The sequence below is a fragment of the Pseudomonas sp. 22189 genome (assembly GCF_052045635.1).
GTDB classification, from domain to species: domain Bacteria; phylum Pseudomonadota; class Gammaproteobacteria; order Pseudomonadales; family Pseudomonadaceae; genus Aquipseudomonas; species Aquipseudomonas parakoreensis.
Window position 1 is genome coordinate 195185 of record NZ_JBQEPG010000011.1, and the last position, 18078, is coordinate 213262.

Sequence of the window (18078 nt, forward strand, 5' to 3'; positions counted from 1 at the left end):
AAAACCGGAATTACCCGGTCTGCATGCCCTCTGGAGCCCTGTCGCATGACCCATTCGCCTCCCCTTGTAACAGCCGACTTCGGCCTTGATCAGCGGCTACAGCCCAACGTCGATCAACATCTGCACCTGTTGGCCACGGCTCGTCTGAACGACTGTCACCAGCAATGGCTGGACCTCATGGCCCGGCATCCCGGGCAACCCGAAAGCGCCTGGTGGGATGCCCGCGCGCCCGGCACTGCGCTGTCACGGCGCGAGCATGCCTTGAGTCTCTATCAACTGCACTTTGAGGCCGCGCTTCAATGGGCGGCTGCCGAAGGCAAGCTCGACACCTCACAACGCCACAGGCTTGAGCAACTTCTCACCCCGTCGAGCCAGGTCGCGGCGGATCTGCGGGTCGCGCAACCGGTACTCAATCGTGTCGATAACAGCCGGGTGCGTCTGTACGGCACGTTGCTGCTTCAACTGGAGGAAACGCTGCTGCTTTACCTGCCCGCACACCCACAACCGTTGCTCCGCTTCGAAAAACAGGCCGACCTTGAGCGCTGGCTGATGGATCAGCAACCGGAGCGACTGCAAGTCTCCTCGCTGGACTTCATCGAATTCGGTAGTGATCCGCTCAAGCGCGGCGTTGAACCGCTGCTGTCGAGTTCGCCCGTCACTGGCGACAACGGGATCGCACTCGACAAGTTTTTCCCGATCACGCCCGCTCTGCCGCAAAGTGCCGGGCCAAGCGTCGATGAGGTCGCGCCCTTCGGTTTGCTGATGGCCGATATTCCCCTGGATCTGCGCCGGCAGACGCTGGCGCTTGAACAGCGTGCGCTTGACCGCTTGTTTGGCGACGCCGAGCCGAACAGTCCGCAACGTCAACAACTGGCACAACGACTCGTCGCCTTGCGCGAGGCTCAGCAGGCCAGCCATGACGCCGCATCGGCCCTGCTCGACAGCCACACTCCGCTGACCCTGCTCGAATTACGCCGCCGCTCAAACGAGCATTACCAGGCCTTGCTGCAGGCGCGTATCGCAGGGCTGCGCGCGGAGGTCGAACTGCAACGGACGCTGGAGCAACTGTCCGTCGCGGAACATCGGCGAGTCATCGCAATGCTGGACGCACCGGGACACCACCTGCCGCCAACAGACGGGGTCATCGCCCGCATATCGTTGGCTACGGCAGACGACAACATCAGCGCCGTCGAGGAGCTGCCAGGTGTACTGATCATCGCCCCTCTTGCAGCGCTGGCCCCCGGTTCCACCGACAGCCTGCTGCTTTACTGGCCCGGCGAGTTTGGCGGCCTGCAACGTTTTGCTTCGCGTGCGGCACTGGAGCAGAACGTGTTCAAACGCTCGCCCCAGGACGGCGGGCTGACCCTGCACCTGACACCACTGACCGATGACCCGCTCGCCTGGTCACTCGATCAGCAGCTCTATCAATGCGAACAACAGGCCGCACAGATCCTGCGCGACAACCCGCTGCCCGGCCGTGCCGGCGAGCGCCAGGCCGAGATGGAAAAGTTGCGCGAACAACACTTGCCACGCCTGACCGTGCCGATCGCGCAGGCCCGCGAACGGGCATTTGCCGAACGTCAGGCGCAAGACCGCAGCGCCGCGCTGGCCGGCAGCCTGCCCGAGTGGTTCGACAACCTCGACGCGGCGCACCGGAACACGCTCAAAGCGCTGATCAGCCACTACCTCGGCGCCATGCATCGCGCCCATGCGCTGCTCGAACGGGAGCTGCCGTCGCGTCAGGCCTTCGCCGAAAAACGCATCGACGCCCGCTTGCGCGCGGACTTCGCGCTCAAACACAGCGTGAGCGTGAGCCTCGATCTGCCCGATTCGACGGTCTGGCAAAAAACCGTGATGGAAGGGGCTGCGCCTGGCACGCCGCAACGCAATGTCCTGACCGCGAGCGACAAGCGCAGCGATCTCGCCCTCGAACAACTGGCACAGCACAACATCGATCAAGCCATGTGGTGGCGACTGTCGTTCATGCAGGCCAGGATCCGTGCCGAGGACGAAACCGATCGGCAGCGCGTCGAAGCCGGACTCAACCTGGTCTACTTGCGCAAACTGGTGACCGAGCTCGATCTGCCCGGACGTTACGAAGAACAGATTCGCCAAGTGTTTTTCGGCGCGCCGGCAGAACCTGCGTTTCAGCAGGCCTGGCGCCGCGAATGCCTGAGCGAACCATGGCGGCTGATGCTCAGGTTGCAAGGTGAATTCGCCCTGCTGCAACGGCACATCGACAGTGCCGGCCATGCCGTACTGAAGGTCGCCATCGATGCGACTTCACCCCAAGCGTATGCCGTTGATGGGAAGCGCATCGCGCTGCTGCCGGTGCAGCTGACGGTTGGTGGAGAGGACACCGCGCATCAGGGACCGAGCACGCTCGCCGGGCTGACGTTCATTGTCGAACAGAACAGTGGCCTGACCCTGCTCTACCTGCCCGACAGCACCGACGCCCTCTTCCTGCGGCAGTACACGACGCTGGAACAGGCGCGAATGGATCTGTTCAGGCGTTGTATGGACAGCAAAATGGTCAATTACCTGGCCGGACGCGCCGTGAGCGGCGATTTTGCCAGCCATGTCAGTCGCATCAACCAGGCGCAATTGCGCAATTTCGATGCCCTGATCGGCGTCGGAATGGCTTGGCCGGCGACCACATCGCTGGCCATTCATCTATTGAACGTGCACATGGGCCGGTTGCTGGAGGCCCATCGCAACAGTTCGCGTTCCAACGATGCGTTGTATCTGGAACGCTGTGCACTGAAATCCGGGGCATTGTTCAACTATCTGAAAATGGCCATCGGCATGGTGCCGTTCGTGGGGGCGGCAGTGGCCCTGTATGACGCCTGGAACAGCGCCAATCTGGCCGTCGCGGCGTTCTTGCGCGGCGAGCTCGGGCATGGTCTGGCGGAGGTGGAGGCAGTGCTGCTGTCACTGATCGACGCGGCAATGGATGTGCTGCCCGGAACCGTCTCCGCCCCCGCAGCAGCACGTCTGGCCACCCGTCAGCGGCAAGGCGCGGCCCTGGGCGGATTCGCCACCATGTCGGCGTCCTGGCAACGGGCCCGGCAGTCGCTCGACCGCTTCAAGGGTTACGAGTACGAATTCGACATTTCCCTGGCCGGCCTGCACCCGGCCACCCACGGTGTCTATCGCAACGTCTACCGTCACGCCGATGGCGATTTCATCGTTCGTCAGGGCCGCATTTATCGGGTTCAGCTAAGCGATGCACCGCGTGGCTGGAGGCTTTACGGCACATGGATGCGCGGCTACAAACAACCGATCGCCCTCGACGACAGCGGTCAGTGGAACACCCACTATGCGGTGCACGGCACTGTCATGGACGGTGGCGGTCCTGGCGGCGGCGCAGTGCTCGGACATCTGGTCGACGGCCTGGATCCGCTTTGGCCTGCGCCGATCCGCCAGTGGCTACCGCGCTGGTGGACCGATCGGCAACTGCGCCGGCAAATGACCCTGACCAACACCGCCGACAACTACACCCGGCGCCTCGATGCTCAGACCCGCGCCACCAACCAGTTGCTGGAGAACTATCAGAACCTCGATATTGCCCAGCGCAAGCCCCTGCAGACAGCCGTTGACACAGCCTGCCTGAATGACATCGACGTCGCGATCGCCCAATACGACAACCTTGTCGAATTAATACCTTTGAGCCACGGCCGCAAACGTCTGCAGATTGAAGCCATCCAGAGCCGCTGCGCCTGGATCGTGGTCGACCGCGCCGTGCAGCGCGTCACCGTCGCCCGCGACCGCTTGCTGGAACACCTGAACCGGATCGACGCACTGGTCGCCGAGTCCGATGCCGTGCCCTTCGACCACACCAGCGTCCATATCACACTCATGGCCCGGCGCAAGCAGGCCCGCGAGGATTTCCTCAAGGAGTTCGATCAACTGCATGCGATCACCGAGCAGGCCAGACTGTGGAACAACCGCATCAGCAACCGCGCGCAGAAAGCCCGGATGGCGAAAGACATGGCCGCTATCAACCGCAACCTGGGAGACAACACCCATCACTACCTGAGAACTGCGCATCTGCTGGAAATCATTGCCCGCTACGATGCGGTCACTGACCTGTCCTGGGCGTATTTCCATACCCAGCTCAAAGACGCCCGGACCAAGGTCGGGCGCGCATTGCTGACCCAGCATCACCTGCCAGAGGTCAGCGCCAGCCTGGTTCAGCGCAATCGGATCCTTGAGGACTGCCTGCAGATCTATGCCGATTTCCGTCGTCAATTGAACGCCTGGACACTGGGTTATGCACAGCATCTGGATCTGGAACAGGTCGGGCTGTTCCTCGAGGGGCTGACTCAGGTCGAAGCGCAGGCGCGGCATGCGATCAGGCAACGTGCGCCAATCAAGCCGAAAGAGCCTGGCGGCAAGCAACTGTTCGAAACCGAGGACAACCAGTTGCTGATCGGCACGGAAAGCATCGACGCCGGCACCCGGGAAAAACGCATCACCATTGAAGGCATCGACGGATTCCGCGAAACCTGGCTGCCGCGCTCCGGTGGCAAATACCATCTGCAAGTGCGCACCGCCCCGACGCCAGCAACGTTGCCAACTGACGTTCAGCCACTGCTGGTCGAAGCGCGCAAACGTCTGGCAGCTGTTCCGGTTTACAGCAACAAGGTGCAGGGCTATGCCCGCCAGGACATGCTGCCGGTGGATCTGGAACACATGCTCAGCAGCGAAGCGACCGAACTGAGCACCCGTGCCCAGGCCATCGAGCGACTGTCGCCGACCGAACCGGTGGTGCTGCAACTGCACGACAAGGCCCGCGAACTGCGCCGTACCGGTCGTACGCTGCGCATTGATCAGTCACTGCGCAGCAAGACGCCCACTGAAGGCTATCTGGATTATCTGCTGCAACAGCAAGTGGTGGATATCCGCCGCGAAGGTCCGCTGCGGGCACTGGGCAAAAGGGCTGACGGGCGCAAGGATTTCCTTCAGGAATACGCCGTGCGCGACCTCACCTCCACGCCGCCGCGCACGCTGTGGTACGCGCATTTTCACTACACCTCGGACAAGGTGCCCTTTGCTGACTTCGTCAAGGCGCACCTGAAATTGCCGGAGCAACGCAACCTCGGCCTGCAATGGCAGCAGGTTCAGGCCGCCAGCGGGGCACAGGTCGAGGCGATCTGGCGCGGCGATATCGGTAAACCGCTGGGTATCCGGCATTTCGCAGACCTCTAGGGCGAAAAGCAGCGGGGCATGGCGATGCCCCGCTTCTGCTCGAGTGGTCGACAGCACTGTCAACATGAGACAAACTCACTGCCTTCGAATTTGTCACAAGTTTTCCTCATGGGGCCAGCCGTGCTTGAAATCCGTCATCTGAAAACCCTGCATGCCCTGCGCGAGGCTGACAGTCTGGTCGATGCCGCCGACCGTCTGCACCTGACCCAATCGGCGCTGTCACACCAGTTCAAGGAACTGGAGGAACGCCTGGGCATGCCGTTATTCGTGCGCAAGACCAAACCGGTGCGTTTCACCAGCGCCGGCCTGCGCCTGTTGCAACTGGCCGACGCGACCCTGCCGCTGTTGCGCGCCGCCGAGCGCGACATCAGTCGTCTGGCCGGCGGTACCGCTGGACGCCTGCACATGGCGATCGAATGTCACAGCTGTTTCCAGTGGCTGATGCCGACCATCGACCAGTTCCGTGACGCCTGGCCGGAAGTCGAACTCGACCTCGCCTCGGGTTTCGCCTTTGCCCCGCTGCCGGCGCTGGCCCGCGGTGACCTGGATCTGGTGGTGACTTCCGATCCGCTGGACATCGCCGGCATCACCTACGTGCCGCTGTTCACTTACGAAGCGATGCTCGCAGTGGCGAACCAGCATCCACTGGCGAACAAACCGTACATCGTCCCCGAGGACCTGCTGACTGAAACGCTGATCACCTACCCAGTGGAGCGCGACCGGCTGGACATCTTCACCCGCTTCCTCGAACCGGCCGACATCGAACCGGCGCAGGTTCGCACCTCTGAGCTGTCGGTGATGATGATGCAACTGGTCGCCAGCGGCCGTGGCGTGTGCGGCATGCCGCACTGGGCACTGCACGAATACAGCTCGCGCGGCTATGTAAAAGCCAAGCGCCTGGGCGAAAAAGGTCTGTTTGCCACGCTGTACGCGGCGATCCGCGCCGACATGCTCGATGCGCCGTACATGCGCGATTTCCTGCTGACCGCCAAGGACACCTCGTTCTCGACACTGGATGGGGTTAGCGCGGTTCGCTGACACCAAGGTGCCTCATGACTGACGGTAAACCGAGAGCATTTGCGAGACAAAAAGATTCATTGTGGTGAGGGGATTTATCCCCGATGGGCTGCGCAGCAGCCCTGAGACCTGTGCACTCGGTGTTTCAGATAGCCCGCGTTTGTAGGATTTGGGGCTGCTTCGCCGCCCATCGGGGATAAATCCCCTCGCCACAAAAACCTCTCATTTAGGGGGACGATCAGAGTTGTCGCCACATGTGAATCTTGTCGAAATAGTCTTCGCCGACCCGCACCGCCAATGGCTCAAGGCCGAACTGGATGAAGCCGCAACGCTGGTACAGGTTGAACGCGGCGTCGTTGCCGGCGGTGACGGTGAGCTGGAGGACTTTCAGTTCGGGATGGGTTTGGGCTTCAGCGATGGCAGCCTCGACCAGTTGATGGCCCAGGCCGTGCTGGCGAAAATCGGCTGAGACGTACAGGCCGAACAAGGTCGACTTGTGGCGGGCCTTCTCTCGCGGTTCGAACGCCAGGCCGACGATGCCGGCCAGTGTGCCTGCCTCGAACGCACCGAGCACCACATCCAGCTTGCTGGTCAGCCGCGCTTCCCACCAGCTCAGCGGCATCACCGCGCGCTCGCGCACGCTGGAGGTGAACGCCTGCGGATGGCGGTCGTAGGCTTCGAGCATCAGCTCGCGGTAAGCCAGCGCATGGCTGGCGTCGAGGCGTTCGATCCACATGCTCAGGCGGTCCTGCGTTGTTCAAGCATCAGGCGCACCGCCAGACCAGCGAGTACAAACCCCATGAAGTAACGCTGCAGCGCCAGCCATGTCGGGTTGCGCACGAACCAGGAAGCAATGCCTGCCGCGAACAGCGCGATCAACAGATTGACGCTGAAACTGACGCTGATCTGGGTCAGACCGAGGAGGATGCTCTGGGTGAATACCGAGCCGTGTTCGGGGCTGATGAATTGTGGAAACACCGAGAGGTAGAACACCGCTATCTTCGGGTTCAACGCACTGGTGAGAAAGCCCATGGTAATCAGTTTGCGCGACGAGTCCGGGGGCAATTGCTGCGCCTCGAACGGCGAACGCGCACCGGGTTTGAGCGCTTGCCAGGCCAGCCACAGCAAATACAGCGCACCGGCCCACTTCAGTACCTCGTAGGCCATCGGCACCGCCAGAAACACCGCGCTCAAACCGGCAGCCGCGGCAAACATGTGCACGAAGAAACCACCCACCACACCGAGCAACGAGGTGACCCCGGCCTTGCGTCCCTGACAGATCGAACGCGAGATCAGGTAAATCATGTTCGGCCCCGGCGTCAGTACCATCAACAACGCGGCGGCGGCGAAGATCAACAGGTCTTGAAGCGGGATCATGGTGGACATCCTGTGCGTGGGGGATCAGGCGATCGCGGTCAGCGAGTGGCGATAAAACGGCAGGATCAGGTCGCGTGTCAATGGCGCCAGAACGACAGCAGGATCACTGACCGGATCGATCCAGATCACTTCCTCGATTTCGGCAGCGGGCGTCACATCGGCATCGATGGTCAGTTGAAAAATCTCCGCCTGCACGACAAACCCCGGCTCGTTGGCGGCGGGCGCCGAGAACTGGCCGAGAAAAGACGCCTGCGCCGGATCGATCGTCAGCCCCAGCTCTTCTTCCAGCTCGCGGGCCAGCGCGTGCACTGGCAACTCATGCGCCTCGATCTTGCCGCCCGGTTGCATGAACGCCGTGGTGCCACGCTTGCGCACCAGCAGGGTCTGGCCTTGAGGGTTGAGCAACAGCGCAGCGGCAATACGAATGAGGTTTGGAGCGACAACGGATGCAGAGGTCATGGGTCAGCCACCGGCCTGGAAAAAGCGCAAGGATCCCATGCCCGGGCTGATCACGTCACCTCACAGGTCACTCTCCCAACGCCTTGAGCGCAGTTTCATCCGCCTCCGGCAGCTTGACGAAAATCTGATACTTGCCGCCCTCCATGGCTTCAAAGGCAATCAGCTTTTCCACCAACAGCGCGCTGAGCACTTTGCCGGCGTTGAGCAGCAACATGCCGTTATCGGCATTGAGATTGCGCGCCAGAATCATCCCCGCCGCCAGGTCCCGGGTGGTCAGGACCTTGACCGTCGGGTCGGCCAGGGTGATGTCGCCCAGAAATGCCGCGCACACCTGAATGAAATCCTCCACCAGATCAGGATCGTACAAGCGACCGGCGTACTGCCGCAGGTACAGCAGCGCTTCGTCGCTGTTCAAATGCCGTTCGAGGATCAGGCCGCGCTGCAACTCGACGAAATCCACGGCCAGTTTCAGCAGGCGCGAACCGAACGGAATGGCCTCGCCCTTGAGCCGGTCGGGAAAGCCGCTGCCGTCCCAGCGTTCCTGGTGATGCAGGATCAGGCGGGCCGCGTCCTTCATCGGGTCCAGCGTCATCAGCAGCGATTCGCTCTGCTTCGGATAGCTGCGATAACGCTCGCGATCGGTGTGACGCAGCAGATCCGAAGGCGTGGTCATCATGCCGTCGGTCCAGCTCAGTTTGCCGATGTTGTACAGCGCGGCGGCCATGGTCAGATCGCGGCTGGTGGCCTCGTCCAGAGCATGCTGTTTGCAGTAGCTGCGCACCAGTTCGATGATCTGCCGATTGGTCTGCTTCGCAGGTGGCAGACGCAGATTGGCCAGCAGCGAGAACACTTCGGTGCCGGTGACGTAACTGTGTTTGAGCTCTTCGTACGCCAGATCGAGCATGTCGGCGGTCTGCTGCAGTTCGGCGGTACGCGCCGCGACATGCTTTTCCAGGGTGCTGTTGAGCAGTTTGAGCTGATCGTTCTGCACCTGGGTCAGGCGCTCCAGACGCTGCCGCTCCTGCTCGGAATGCTGATGGTCGAGCGCTTGGCGCAGGATCAGCAGCAACTCCTCGTCATTCCACGGTTTGCTGATGTAGCGATGAATCTGCCCGTCGTTGATCGCCTTGATGATGGCCGAAGGGTCGGCATAACCGGTGAGCATGATGCGCACAGTGGCCGAATAGCGTTGACGGACATGCGCCAGTAACGAGGCGCCATCCATGTTCGGCATGCGCGCATCGCTCATCACCAGATCCACTGGCTGCTGCTCCAGCATCTCCAGCGCCTGGGCACCGCTGGTCGCCAACAGGACGTCATAAGGTTGCCCCCGCAACAGGCGGCGCAGGCTGTTGAGGATTGATTCCTCATCATCGACCAGCAGCACCGTGGGGCGATGCGACGGCATCGGCGCGGATTGCTCTTGCATGGCATGGCCTCACGCGAAACAGAGTTAACGACACACCGACCGACCGCCCCACTGGCCCGCGCCTGAGTCCAAGGCTAGATGATTTTTCAGTGCATTCACTTAAATCTTCGTCCGGCGCGGCCAGCGCAGTACCGAGGGGCCGACTATGCTGTACACGGCAAAGAACTCCATCGGCTTACAAAACAGGCAATGGCGAGGGAAAAGGATGCCCCGGATGATCACAGCACGCCTTCCCGAGGAGGGCGCGGCATGAACCCGCCCACCACGCCGATCAATCGCCGCGTGCTCATTGTCGACGACAGTCCGGCGATCCATGACGACTTTGCCAAGATTCTCAGCCCCGTCGTTCCCGGCGACGATGGCCTGGGCGAAACCGAGAACCTGTTGTTCGGCACCCCGTCTATTCGGCACACCCCACACTTCGAGCTGGATTCGGCCTTTCAGGGCCAGGAAGCCCTGGAAAAACTCGAAGCCGCGCTGGCTGAAAACCGCCCCTACGCCATGGCCTTCATCGACATGCGCATGCCGCCAGGCTGGGATGGCCTGGAGACCATCGAACGGCTGTGGCAAGTCGACCCCAAACTGCAAGTCGCACTGTGCACGGCCTATTCCGACTACTCCTGGGAAGACATCGACCAACGCCTGGCACTGAACGACCGGCTCCTGATTCTGAAAAAGCCTTTCGACGCGATCGAGATTCGGCAGATGGCCAGCGCCCTCACGGTCAAATGGCAAATGACCGAAGACGCCGAGCTGAAAATGAGCCTGCTGGAGCACGCAGTGCAGGAGCGGACCCGGGAGCTGTCGGACGCCAACGTGATCGTGCAGAACAGTCCGACCATCCTTTACCGCTTGCGTGGCGAGCCCTCATTCGCGCTGATGTACATCTCTCACAACATCACCCGCTACGGCCATGTCGCCGCCGATCTGGTGGGTTCGCCCGACTGGGCGAAGGTCCTGATTCACCCGGACGATCAGGCCAGCGTCGACGCGGCAATGGCCCGGGTACTGGATCGGCATGCGTCGGGCGCGTCCATCGAATTCCGCATGCGCACCGGCCAGGGCACCTGGCGCTGGGTGGAGAACCGCTACATCCCGGTACGCGATCAGGACGGCCGTCTGCTGGAAGTCGAAGGCATCATCCTCGACATCACTGAACGTCGCCAGGCCGAGGACAAACTGGCCTTGCTCGCCCGCTCCGATGGCCTGACGGGCCTGGCCAATCGCGCCACACTGATCGAACGCCTGCACCAGGCGTTTGCCGCTGCGCGACGCGGCGCGATGCCGTTTGCGGTGTTTTACCTGGATCTGGACCACTTCAAGCGGATCAATGACACCCTCGGTCACCCGGTTGGCGATCTGCTGCTGCAGGAGGTCGCCCGGCGCATCAAGTCCGGTGTCCGCGAAAGCGACGTGGTGGCGCGTCTGGGTGGCGATGAATTCGCGATCCTGCAACTGGACGTCAGTGACCCGACCCAGTCGGCGGCGATGGCCGCCAACATCCGCGACGCGTTGCTGGCGCCGTATAACCTGGCCGGCAATGCACTGCACATTTCGGTGAGCATTGGCATCAGCAGTTACAGCGAACTCAGTCTCGATGCCGACAGCCTGCTCGGGCAGGCCGACATGGCGCTGTACCGCGCCAAGGAAATGGGCCGCAATCAGTATCACTTCCACTCCGAGGACATCTCTCGGGAAGTGGCCGAGCGCATGACCCTGGTCAGCGAATTGATGACCGCCCTTGAAGGCAATCAACTGCGGCTGCATTACGCGCCGGAAGTAGATCTGCACAGCGGCAGGATTCTGGGCATGGAGGCACAAGTCCTCTGGCAGCATCCCCGGCGCGGCCTGCTGCCGGCAGCGGACTTTGTGCCGATCGCGGAGAAAACCGGCGCAATCATTCCGCTCGGACGCTGGGTGCTGGATCACGCCTGCCATCAGATGCATCTGTGGCGTAATCAAGGGGTGGCGCCGCCCGTGATGGCGATCAAGATTTCCCTGGCGCAACTCAAAAGCGGCCCGGAACTGATCTACACCGTGCTGCGCACCACCGCCCGCTGGGAGCTCGCCCCTTGGGACCTGCGGTTCGACGTCACCGAGGCCACGCTGGCCCAGACCAAGTGGACGCACAACGACGCGTTGCCGCGCCTGCGTGAACTGGGCGTGACCATCGCCATCGATGATTTCGGCACCGAGTATTCCTCGTTCGATTACCTGAAAACCTACCGGGTCAATCAGCTCAAACTGGCCCAGAGCGTCATCGACAATGCCGCTCACGATGTGGCCGGTGCCAACGCCTTGCGCGCCATCGTCAACTTCGCCCGGGACCTGGACATCGGCATCATCGCTGAAGGCCAGCCGTCGCCGGATCAGCCGTGCGCGCCACCTGCCGCAGCCCCGCTGCCCAGCGCGCGCGGGCTGTATTTCAGCGCGGCGGTCAGCGCCGAACATGCCGGGCGATTGCTCAAGGACAGTGCTCACCCGGCACCGAAGGAGGACGAGTGATGAAAACGCCGTTCCCCCAGACCAACCGGCGCATCCTGATCATCGACGACACACCGGCGATTCACGACGACTTTCGCAAGATCCTTGCCCCACAGGTTCAGGACGCCGTCGATCTGAATCAACTGGAACAGACGCTGTTCGGCACCCAGCAGACGCCGCACCTGAGCTTCCAGCTCGACTCCGCTTATCAGGGCCAGGAAGCTCTGGCTCTGGTCAAACAATCGCTGGTCAGCGGCAACCCGTATGCCCTCGCCTTCATCGACATGCGCATGCCGCCCGGCTGGGATGGCCTGGAAACCATCGAACAATTATGGCGGGTCGATCCGAACCTGCAGATTGCCTTGTGCACCGCGTACAGCGACTACAGCTGGGAGGCGATGGCCGAACGGCTGGAGTTCGGCGACCAGTTGCTGATTCTGAAAAAACCGTTCGACAGCCTGGAAATCCGCCAGATGGCCAACGCGCTGACTTGGAAGTGGCAGCTGGCGCAGGACGCGGCGCTGAAGATGCTCAGCCTTGAGCAAACCATCGAGGCGCGGGTGCACGAATTGCTCAAAGTCTCGCACCTGCTGCAATACGACAGCCTCACGGAGCTGCCCAACAGCACCCTGCTGGGTGATCGTCTGAGCCAGGCGATTGCGGTGTGCCGGCGCCATGACAAGCAACTGGTGGTGATGTTCCTCGGTCTGGATCGCTTCAAGCGCATCAACAATGCATTGGGCCATCCGGCGGGCGACGAGATGCTCAAACGGGTCGCCCGGCAACTGCTGTCCTGCGTACGTGATTCCGACTCGGTGTTTCGTTATGGCTCGGACGAGTTCGTGGTGATCCTTGGCGACATCAACCATCCCCAGCAAACCCACGGCCTCGCGGAAAAACTGCTGGCCGCCATTCGCCTGCCGCAAGCGATTGCCGGCCACGACGTCAGCGTCACGGCCAGTCTGGGCATCAGCGTTTATCCCGCTGACGGCCTCGAAGCCATCGAGCTGATCAAGAAAGCCGAGACGGCGATGCGCAACGTCAAGGAGCACGGCCCTGACAACATTGGCTTCTTCATCGAAGCCATGAACCAGCACGCCCGGGAACAGCACAGCATTGAGTCGGGCATCCGCCGCGCGCTGCATGAGCACGAATTCGTCTTGCACTACCAACCGAAAATCGACCTGCGCACGGCCACAGTGGTCGGTGCCGAAGCGCTGATACGCTGGCAGAAACCGGGACACGGCTGGGTCTATCCTTCGGACTTCATCCCGGTGGCCGAGGACAGCGGTCTGATCGTGCCGCTGAGCAAATGGGTGCTGGCTGAGGCCTGTCGTCAGACCCGCGACTGGCAAGTCGCCGGACTGCCGCCGATCCGCATGTCGGTCAACACTTCGCCGATCGATTTTCGCCAGCGTGACTTCGTCGCCGGCATCGAGCGCGTGCTTGAGCAGACGGGCCTGGCCCCAGACTGCCTGGAGCTGGAAATCACCGAAGGCGTGCTGATGCAAAACGTCGAGGCGACGATGACCGCGCTCAAGCGCCTGACAACGCTGGGCACGCGCCTGGCCATCGATGACTTCGGCACCGGCTATTCCAGCCTGAGTTACCTGCGGCGGTTTCCCATCGATGTGCTGAAGATCGACCAGTCGTTCATTCGCAACCTGTGCAACGACCCCAACGATGCCGCACTGGTGAGCGCCATCATCCATCTGGGCAAGAGTCTGGGGCTGAACGTCATTGCCGAGGGTATTGAAACCGCCGAACAACTGGCCTTTCTCAAGGCGCATCACTGCGAGGAAGGTCAGGGCTACTTTTTCAGCAAGGCCCTGCCGGCAGACGCGTTTGCGCGCTTGCTGGCCGGCAGCGAAACCACGCCGTGGGCGATTTGATCAACACGCTGAAAACGGTCCTGAGTCAGGGAGACGATTGCCGATGAGTCTTTTCCACCACGCCATCGTGTTGCTGCTGTGCGGGCTCTGCGCCGGGGCCAGTGCCGAGCCGCTGGACGAGCCGCTCAAACCGTTGCCCGCGGTGCCGCAGCAGGACGTCCGCCGCGTGGAACTGGGTCGGCGCCTGTTCCATGAACCACGGTTATCGATCAACAACACGCTGTCCTGTGCCAGCTGCCACCAACTGGACAAGAACGGTGCCGACAGCCGCGCCCTGTCGCTGGGCTTCGACGGTAAACCGGTGGCGGTCAACACGCCGACCGTGTTCAACGCCGCCCTCAATTTCCGCCAGTTCTGGGACGGCCGTGTCGAAACGCTGGAGGAACAAAGCAACGTCGTCATCACCAGTCCCCATGAAATGGGCAGCGACTGGCGCACCGTTATCGAGCGGATCTCGAACGACCCCGACTACCGTCGCGATTTTGCCGCCACCTACCCGGACGGCGTGACCCAGGCCAATGTCCAGCAGGCGCTGGCCAGTTTCGAACGTACTTTGCTGACGCCCGGTTCGCGCTTCGATCAATACCTGCTGGGCAACACCGACATCCTCACCCTCGAGGAAAAGTACGGTTACCAGCGCTTCAAGGAATACGGCTGCATCGCCTGCCATCAAGGGGTGAACATCGGCGGCAACATGTTCCAGAAGTTTGGCGTGTTCGGCGATTACATTGCCGATCGCGGCAACCCGACCGTGGCTGATCAAGGCCGCTTCAACGTCACCCGGGACGAAGCGGATCGTGAATTTTTCAAAGTGCCGAGCCTGCGCAACGTCGCGCTGACCGCGCCCTACTTTCACGACGGCTCGGCGGACACCCTCGAAAAGGCGGTGGATGTGATGTTCCAGTATCAGTTGGGACGCACGCCGACCGAAGAGGACAAACGGCTGATCATTCTATTTCTCGAGACCCTGACCGGCCAAAGGGAAGGCAAGCCATGATCAACATCTCCCGTCGGCGCAGTCTGCTGTTGCTCACGCTGGTCGCTCTGGTGCTGGCGTCGATTCTGCTGTTTCTGTACTTCAAGTCCAGCTCCGACCAGACCATGACCTATACCGAGTCGCGGGATCTGATCCGGCAGATCAAACAGCAGAATTCGCTGTGGGAAAACGAGATCCTCAAGGCGCGAGTGGCGCTCACCCACAATTACGATCCGCTGGTGTCACCCATGACCGAGATGAACCGGCTCTGGGCGCGCTTCGACGCGATCGAGGCCAGGCATGGTCGCAACGACTCGGCGCAATGGAACGACGCCCACGAGGGTTTTCTGCAGGCGATGCAGGAGAAGATCCGCCTGGTCGAACAGTTCAAATCGCACAACGCACTGTTGCGCAATTCCCTGGCCTTTTTGCCCACCGCCGAAGACGACATTCAGGAGCAACTCGCCAACCTGTCGGACCTGGATAAATTACAGCTGCAAAACATCACCACCGACACTTACGACCTGCTGCTCAGTGCCCTGGAGTTCGCCCAGGTCACTTCCGACGACAGGGCCGCCGACATCGAGGTCGGCCTGAACAAACTGAAGGTCAATGCGCAACGACTGCCGCCGGCGTTTGAAACCCCGATCAAAATCATGAGCAACCACATCAGCCTGATCGCGCGCGAGCAACCGCTGGTCAATCAGTTGCTCGAAAGCATCGAAAACATTCCCGTGGCCGAGCGCCTGGATACCCTAACCACCCTGCTCGATCGCGATCAACAGCGCGCCGATCGGGTCGACCGCCAATACCACTTCTACCTGCTACTGTTTTCGGTGTTGCTGATGCTCTCGCTGGTGTGGCTGGCGATCCGCCTGATCGGCAGTTTCGCCGAGATCAATCGGGTCAACACGGCCCTGCAAACGGCCAACGATGCCCTGGAGCAACGGGTCGAGGAACGCACCCGCGAACTCAGGGACGCCCAGAGCGAACTGCTCGACGCGGCGCGTCAGGCCGGCATGGCGGAAATCGCCACCAACGTGCTGCACAACGTCGGCAACGTGCTCAACAGCGTGAACATCTCCAGCGACCTGATCACGCGCAAGCTGCGCAACAGCAAGACCCAGGGCCTGGGCAAGGCCATGCAGTTGATCAACGAACACCCGCATGACCTCGGCGCCTTTCTGTGCGAAGACCCCAAGGGCAAATTGCTTCCCGGTTACCTCAATCAGCTGGTGGGTGCGATTGCCCAGGAACAGCAGGAAATGGTCGACGAACTGAACCAGATGAACAAAAGCGTCGATCACATCAAGGACATCGTCGCCACCCAGCAGTCCTATGCCGGCGCCAACAGCATGACTGAACCGCTGTTCATCAATGAATTGCTCGAAGACGCCTTGCGCATGAACGCCGGAGCGCTGACCCGACACCACGTCACGGTGGTCAGGGAGTACGCCGAGGTGCCGCAGGTGATGGGCGATAAACACCGTTTGCTGCTGATCCTGATCAACCTCATCAGCAACGCCAAATACGCCATGTCCGACCTCAGCAACCGCCCTCGCACCATGACGCTGGCGGTAAAAATCGTCGATGACAGCTTCCTCGAAATCAGCGTCAAGGACGATGGCGAAGGCATTGCGCCGGAAAACATGACGCGGATCTTTGCCCACGGTTTCACTACCCGCAAGGAAGGCCACGGCTTCGGCCTGCACAGCTGCGCCCTGGCGGCCATCGAGATGAACGGGCACCTCACCGCGCACAGCGACGGACCGGGCAAAGGTGCGCTGTTCACCTTGCAGATTCCCCTGATCAGCGTCACGGAGAACGCATGAGCGAGCTGTCGAACCGCCGTATTCTGCTGATCGACGACATGCCGTCGATTCATGAAGACTTCCGCAAGATTCTCGCGCCACCGGCGGCGCAGTCAGTGGAACTCGACGAGATGGAGGCGGCGTTGTTTGGTGCACAGGTGCGTGCCGAACGTCCGCCGTTCGAGCTGGACTCGGCCTACGGCGGCGAGGAAGGCCTGGGCAAACTGATGCAGGCCTTGCACGAACAACGCCCCTACGCACTGGCTTTCGTCGACATGCGCATGCCCGACGGCTGGGACGGCGCGAAAACCATCGAACACCTTTGGCAACAGGATCCGCTGTTGCAGGTGGTGGTCTGCACGGCCTACTCGGATTACTCCTGGGATGAACTGCTCGAACGGCTGCAGGCGCATGACCGATTACTGATTCTGAAAAAGCCGTTCGACAACATTGAAGTGCAACAAATGGCCAACACCCTGCTGACCAAATGGCAGATGACCGAACGCGCTTCCTTGCAGATGCATCACCTGGAACATCTGGTCGATCAGCGCACCGCCCAGTTCAAGCAGGCCAGCGAAGCTCTGCAGCGCGAAATCGATGAACGCAAGCAACTGGAAAGTCAGCTGGTGCAGTCGGAAAAGCTCGCTTCACTGGGGCAAATGGCGGCTGGTGTGGCCCATGAAATCAACAACCCGATCGGTTTCATCTCCTCCAACCTCGGCACCCTTGACGGCTACTTCAATCAGTTGCTCAGCGTACTCGATGCCTGGCAAACGCTGGGCGCCACGCCAGACAGCGAATCCGTGGCCCGGCTTGAGCAGTTGCGCAAAGACGCCGATCTGGATTTTCTGCTCGAAGACATTCCGGTACTGATCCGCGAATCCAAGGAAGGCATTGGCCGGGTCGGACAGATCGTCAAGGATCTGAAGGATTTCTCCCGGGTCGATACCCATCAGCAATGGCAGTGGGCGAATCTGCAGCAAGGCATCGAGTCGACCCTGAATATTGTCGCCAGCGAACTCAAGTACAAGGCTGACCTGATCAAGGAATATCAGCCGCTGCCGGACATCGAGTGCCTGCCGTCACAAATCAATCAGGTGATCATGAACCTTGTGGTCAACGCGGCTCAGGCCATGGGCCCCGAGCGCGGCACCATCACCTTGCGCACCGGGCAACAGCAGGACACGGCCTGGGTGGAAGTCGCGGACACCGGCGCCGGGATTGCGCCGGACATCCTGCAGAAAATTTTCGATCCGTTTTTCACCACCAAACCGGTTGGCCAGGGCACCGGGCTGGGCCTGTCCCTGTCCTACGGCATTGTCAAAAAACACGGTGGTGACATTTCGGTCCGCAGCGAACCGGGCGTGGGCACGACCTTCCGCGTCGAGTTGCCGATGCGTCAGAGCCGGCCCGCGGCCTGAG

11 protein-coding genes are annotated in these 18078 nt (G+C 61.5%); 7 read left to right on the top strand and 4 right to left on the bottom strand.

All coding sequences use genetic code 11. The features are described 5' to 3' along the window. Positions 1 to 45: 45 nt before the first annotated feature. Positions 46 to 5211 carry a dermonecrotic toxin domain-containing protein gene (locus ACTJKS_RS14395; protein ID WP_262948217.1) on the top strand — a complete coding sequence of 1722 codons (5166 nt, stop codon included), beginning with the start codon at positions 46 to 48 and terminating at the stop codon, positions 5209 to 5211. A 120-nt stretch (positions 5212 to 5331) separates the two neighbouring features. Continuing rightward, a complete protein-coding gene (gene metR, locus ACTJKS_RS14400) occupies positions 5332 to 6249 on the top strand; it encodes a transcriptional regulator MetR (protein ID WP_108184427.1) in 918 nt (305 codons plus the stop codon). Positions 6250 to 6466: 217 nt separating this feature from the next. Here the strand turns inward: metR and ACTJKS_RS14405 are convergent, their stop codons facing one another. The 4 genes from ACTJKS_RS14405 to ACTJKS_RS14420 form a co-directional block, all read right to left on the bottom strand. After that, complete coding sequence (locus ACTJKS_RS14405) at positions 6467 to 6964, bottom strand: GNAT family N-acetyltransferase (protein ID WP_108183684.1); 498 nt, start codon at positions 6962 to 6964, stop codon at positions 6467 to 6469. Positions 6965 to 6966: 2 nt separating this feature from the next. Continuing rightward, positions 6967 to 7605: a LysE family translocator gene (locus tag ACTJKS_RS14410; RefSeq protein WP_041068320.1), complete on the bottom strand. Its 639-nt coding sequence runs from the start codon at positions 7603 to 7605 to the stop codon at positions 6967 to 6969. Between the two features lie 24 nt (positions 7606 to 7629). After that, complete coding sequence (locus tag ACTJKS_RS14415; protein WP_041068318.1) at positions 7630 to 8064, bottom strand: NUDIX hydrolase; 435 nt, start codon at positions 8062 to 8064, stop codon at positions 7630 to 7632. A 67-nt stretch (positions 8065 to 8131) separates the two neighbouring features. Next, positions 8132 to 9493, bottom strand: coding sequence for an HD domain-containing phosphohydrolase (locus tag ACTJKS_RS14420; RefSeq protein ID WP_108183685.1), 1362 nt, complete (start codon positions 9491 to 9493; stop codon positions 8132 to 8134). 249 nt (positions 9494 to 9742) lie between these two features. Here ACTJKS_RS14420 and ACTJKS_RS14425 point away from each other — a divergent pair, with 249 nt between their 5' ends. The 5 genes from ACTJKS_RS14425 to ACTJKS_RS14445 are packed head-to-tail and all read left to right on the top strand — an operon-like array spanning position 9743 to position 18077. After that, positions 9743 to 11998, top strand: coding sequence for an EAL domain-containing protein (locus tag ACTJKS_RS14425; protein WP_262948218.1), 2256 nt, complete (start codon positions 9743 to 9745; stop codon positions 11996 to 11998). Beyond that, positions 11998 to 13869 carry a putative bifunctional diguanylate cyclase/phosphodiesterase gene (locus ACTJKS_RS14430; protein ID WP_108183687.1) on the top strand — a complete coding sequence of 624 codons (1872 nt, stop codon included), beginning with the start codon at positions 11998 to 12000 and terminating at the stop codon, positions 13867 to 13869. Before ACTJKS_RS14425 ends, ACTJKS_RS14430 begins: the two co-directional genes overlap by 1 nt. Positions 13870 to 13912: 43 nt before the next feature. Beyond that, a complete protein-coding gene (locus ACTJKS_RS14435) occupies positions 13913 to 14866 on the top strand; it encodes a cytochrome-c peroxidase (RefSeq protein ID WP_041068310.1) in 954 nt (317 codons plus the stop codon). Then, on the top strand, positions 14863 to 16677 hold the full coding sequence (locus tag ACTJKS_RS14440; RefSeq protein ID WP_041068308.1) for a DAHL domain-containing protein: 1815 nt from the start codon (positions 14863 to 14865) through the stop codon (positions 16675 to 16677). The genes ACTJKS_RS14435 and ACTJKS_RS14440 overlap by 4 nt, the downstream gene beginning before the upstream one ends. Beyond that, on the top strand, positions 16674 to 18077 hold the full coding sequence (locus ACTJKS_RS14445) for an ATP-binding protein (protein WP_108183688.1): 1404 nt from the start codon (positions 16674 to 16676) through the stop codon (positions 18075 to 18077). The genes ACTJKS_RS14440 and ACTJKS_RS14445 overlap by 4 nt, the downstream gene beginning before the upstream one ends. The last annotated feature ends 1 nt before the right edge of the window (position 18078 follow it).

Bases quoted from the DNA above. Each gene is read 5' to 3' on its own strand.
- ACTJKS_RS14395 (WP_262948217.1), top strand. From the start codon at position 46: ATGACCCATTCGCCTCCCCTTGTAACAGCCGACTTCGGCCTTGATCAG.
- ACTJKS_RS14405 (WP_108183684.1), bottom strand. From the start codon at position 6,964: ATGTGGATCGAACGCCTCGACGCCAGCCATGCGCTGGCTTACCGCGAG.
- ACTJKS_RS14410 (WP_041068320.1), bottom strand. From the start codon at position 7,605: ATGATCCCGCTTCAAGACCTGTTGATCTTCGCCGCCGCCGCGTTGTTG.
- ACTJKS_RS14415 (WP_041068318.1), bottom strand. From the start codon at position 8,064: ATGACCTCTGCATCCGTTGTCGCTCCAAACCTCATTCGTATTGCCGCT.
- ACTJKS_RS14420 (WP_108183685.1), bottom strand. From the start codon at position 9,493: ATGCAAGAGCAATCCGCGCCGATGCCGTCGCATCGCCCCACGGTGCTG.
- ACTJKS_RS14425 (WP_262948218.1), top strand. From the start codon at position 9,743: ATGAACCCGCCCACCACGCCGATCAATCGCCGCGTGCTCATTGTCGAC.
- ACTJKS_RS14430 (WP_108183687.1), top strand. From the start codon at position 11,998: ATGAAAACGCCGTTCCCCCAGACCAACCGGCGCATCCTGATCATCGAC.
- ACTJKS_RS14435 (WP_041068310.1), top strand. From the start codon at position 13,913: ATGAGTCTTTTCCACCACGCCATCGTGTTGCTGCTGTGCGGGCTCTGC.
- ACTJKS_RS14440 (WP_041068308.1), top strand. From the start codon at position 14,863: ATGATCAACATCTCCCGTCGGCGCAGTCTGCTGTTGCTCACGCTGGTC.
- ACTJKS_RS14445 (WP_108183688.1), top strand. From the start codon at position 16,674: ATGAGCGAGCTGTCGAACCGCCGTATTCTGCTGATCGACGACATGCCG.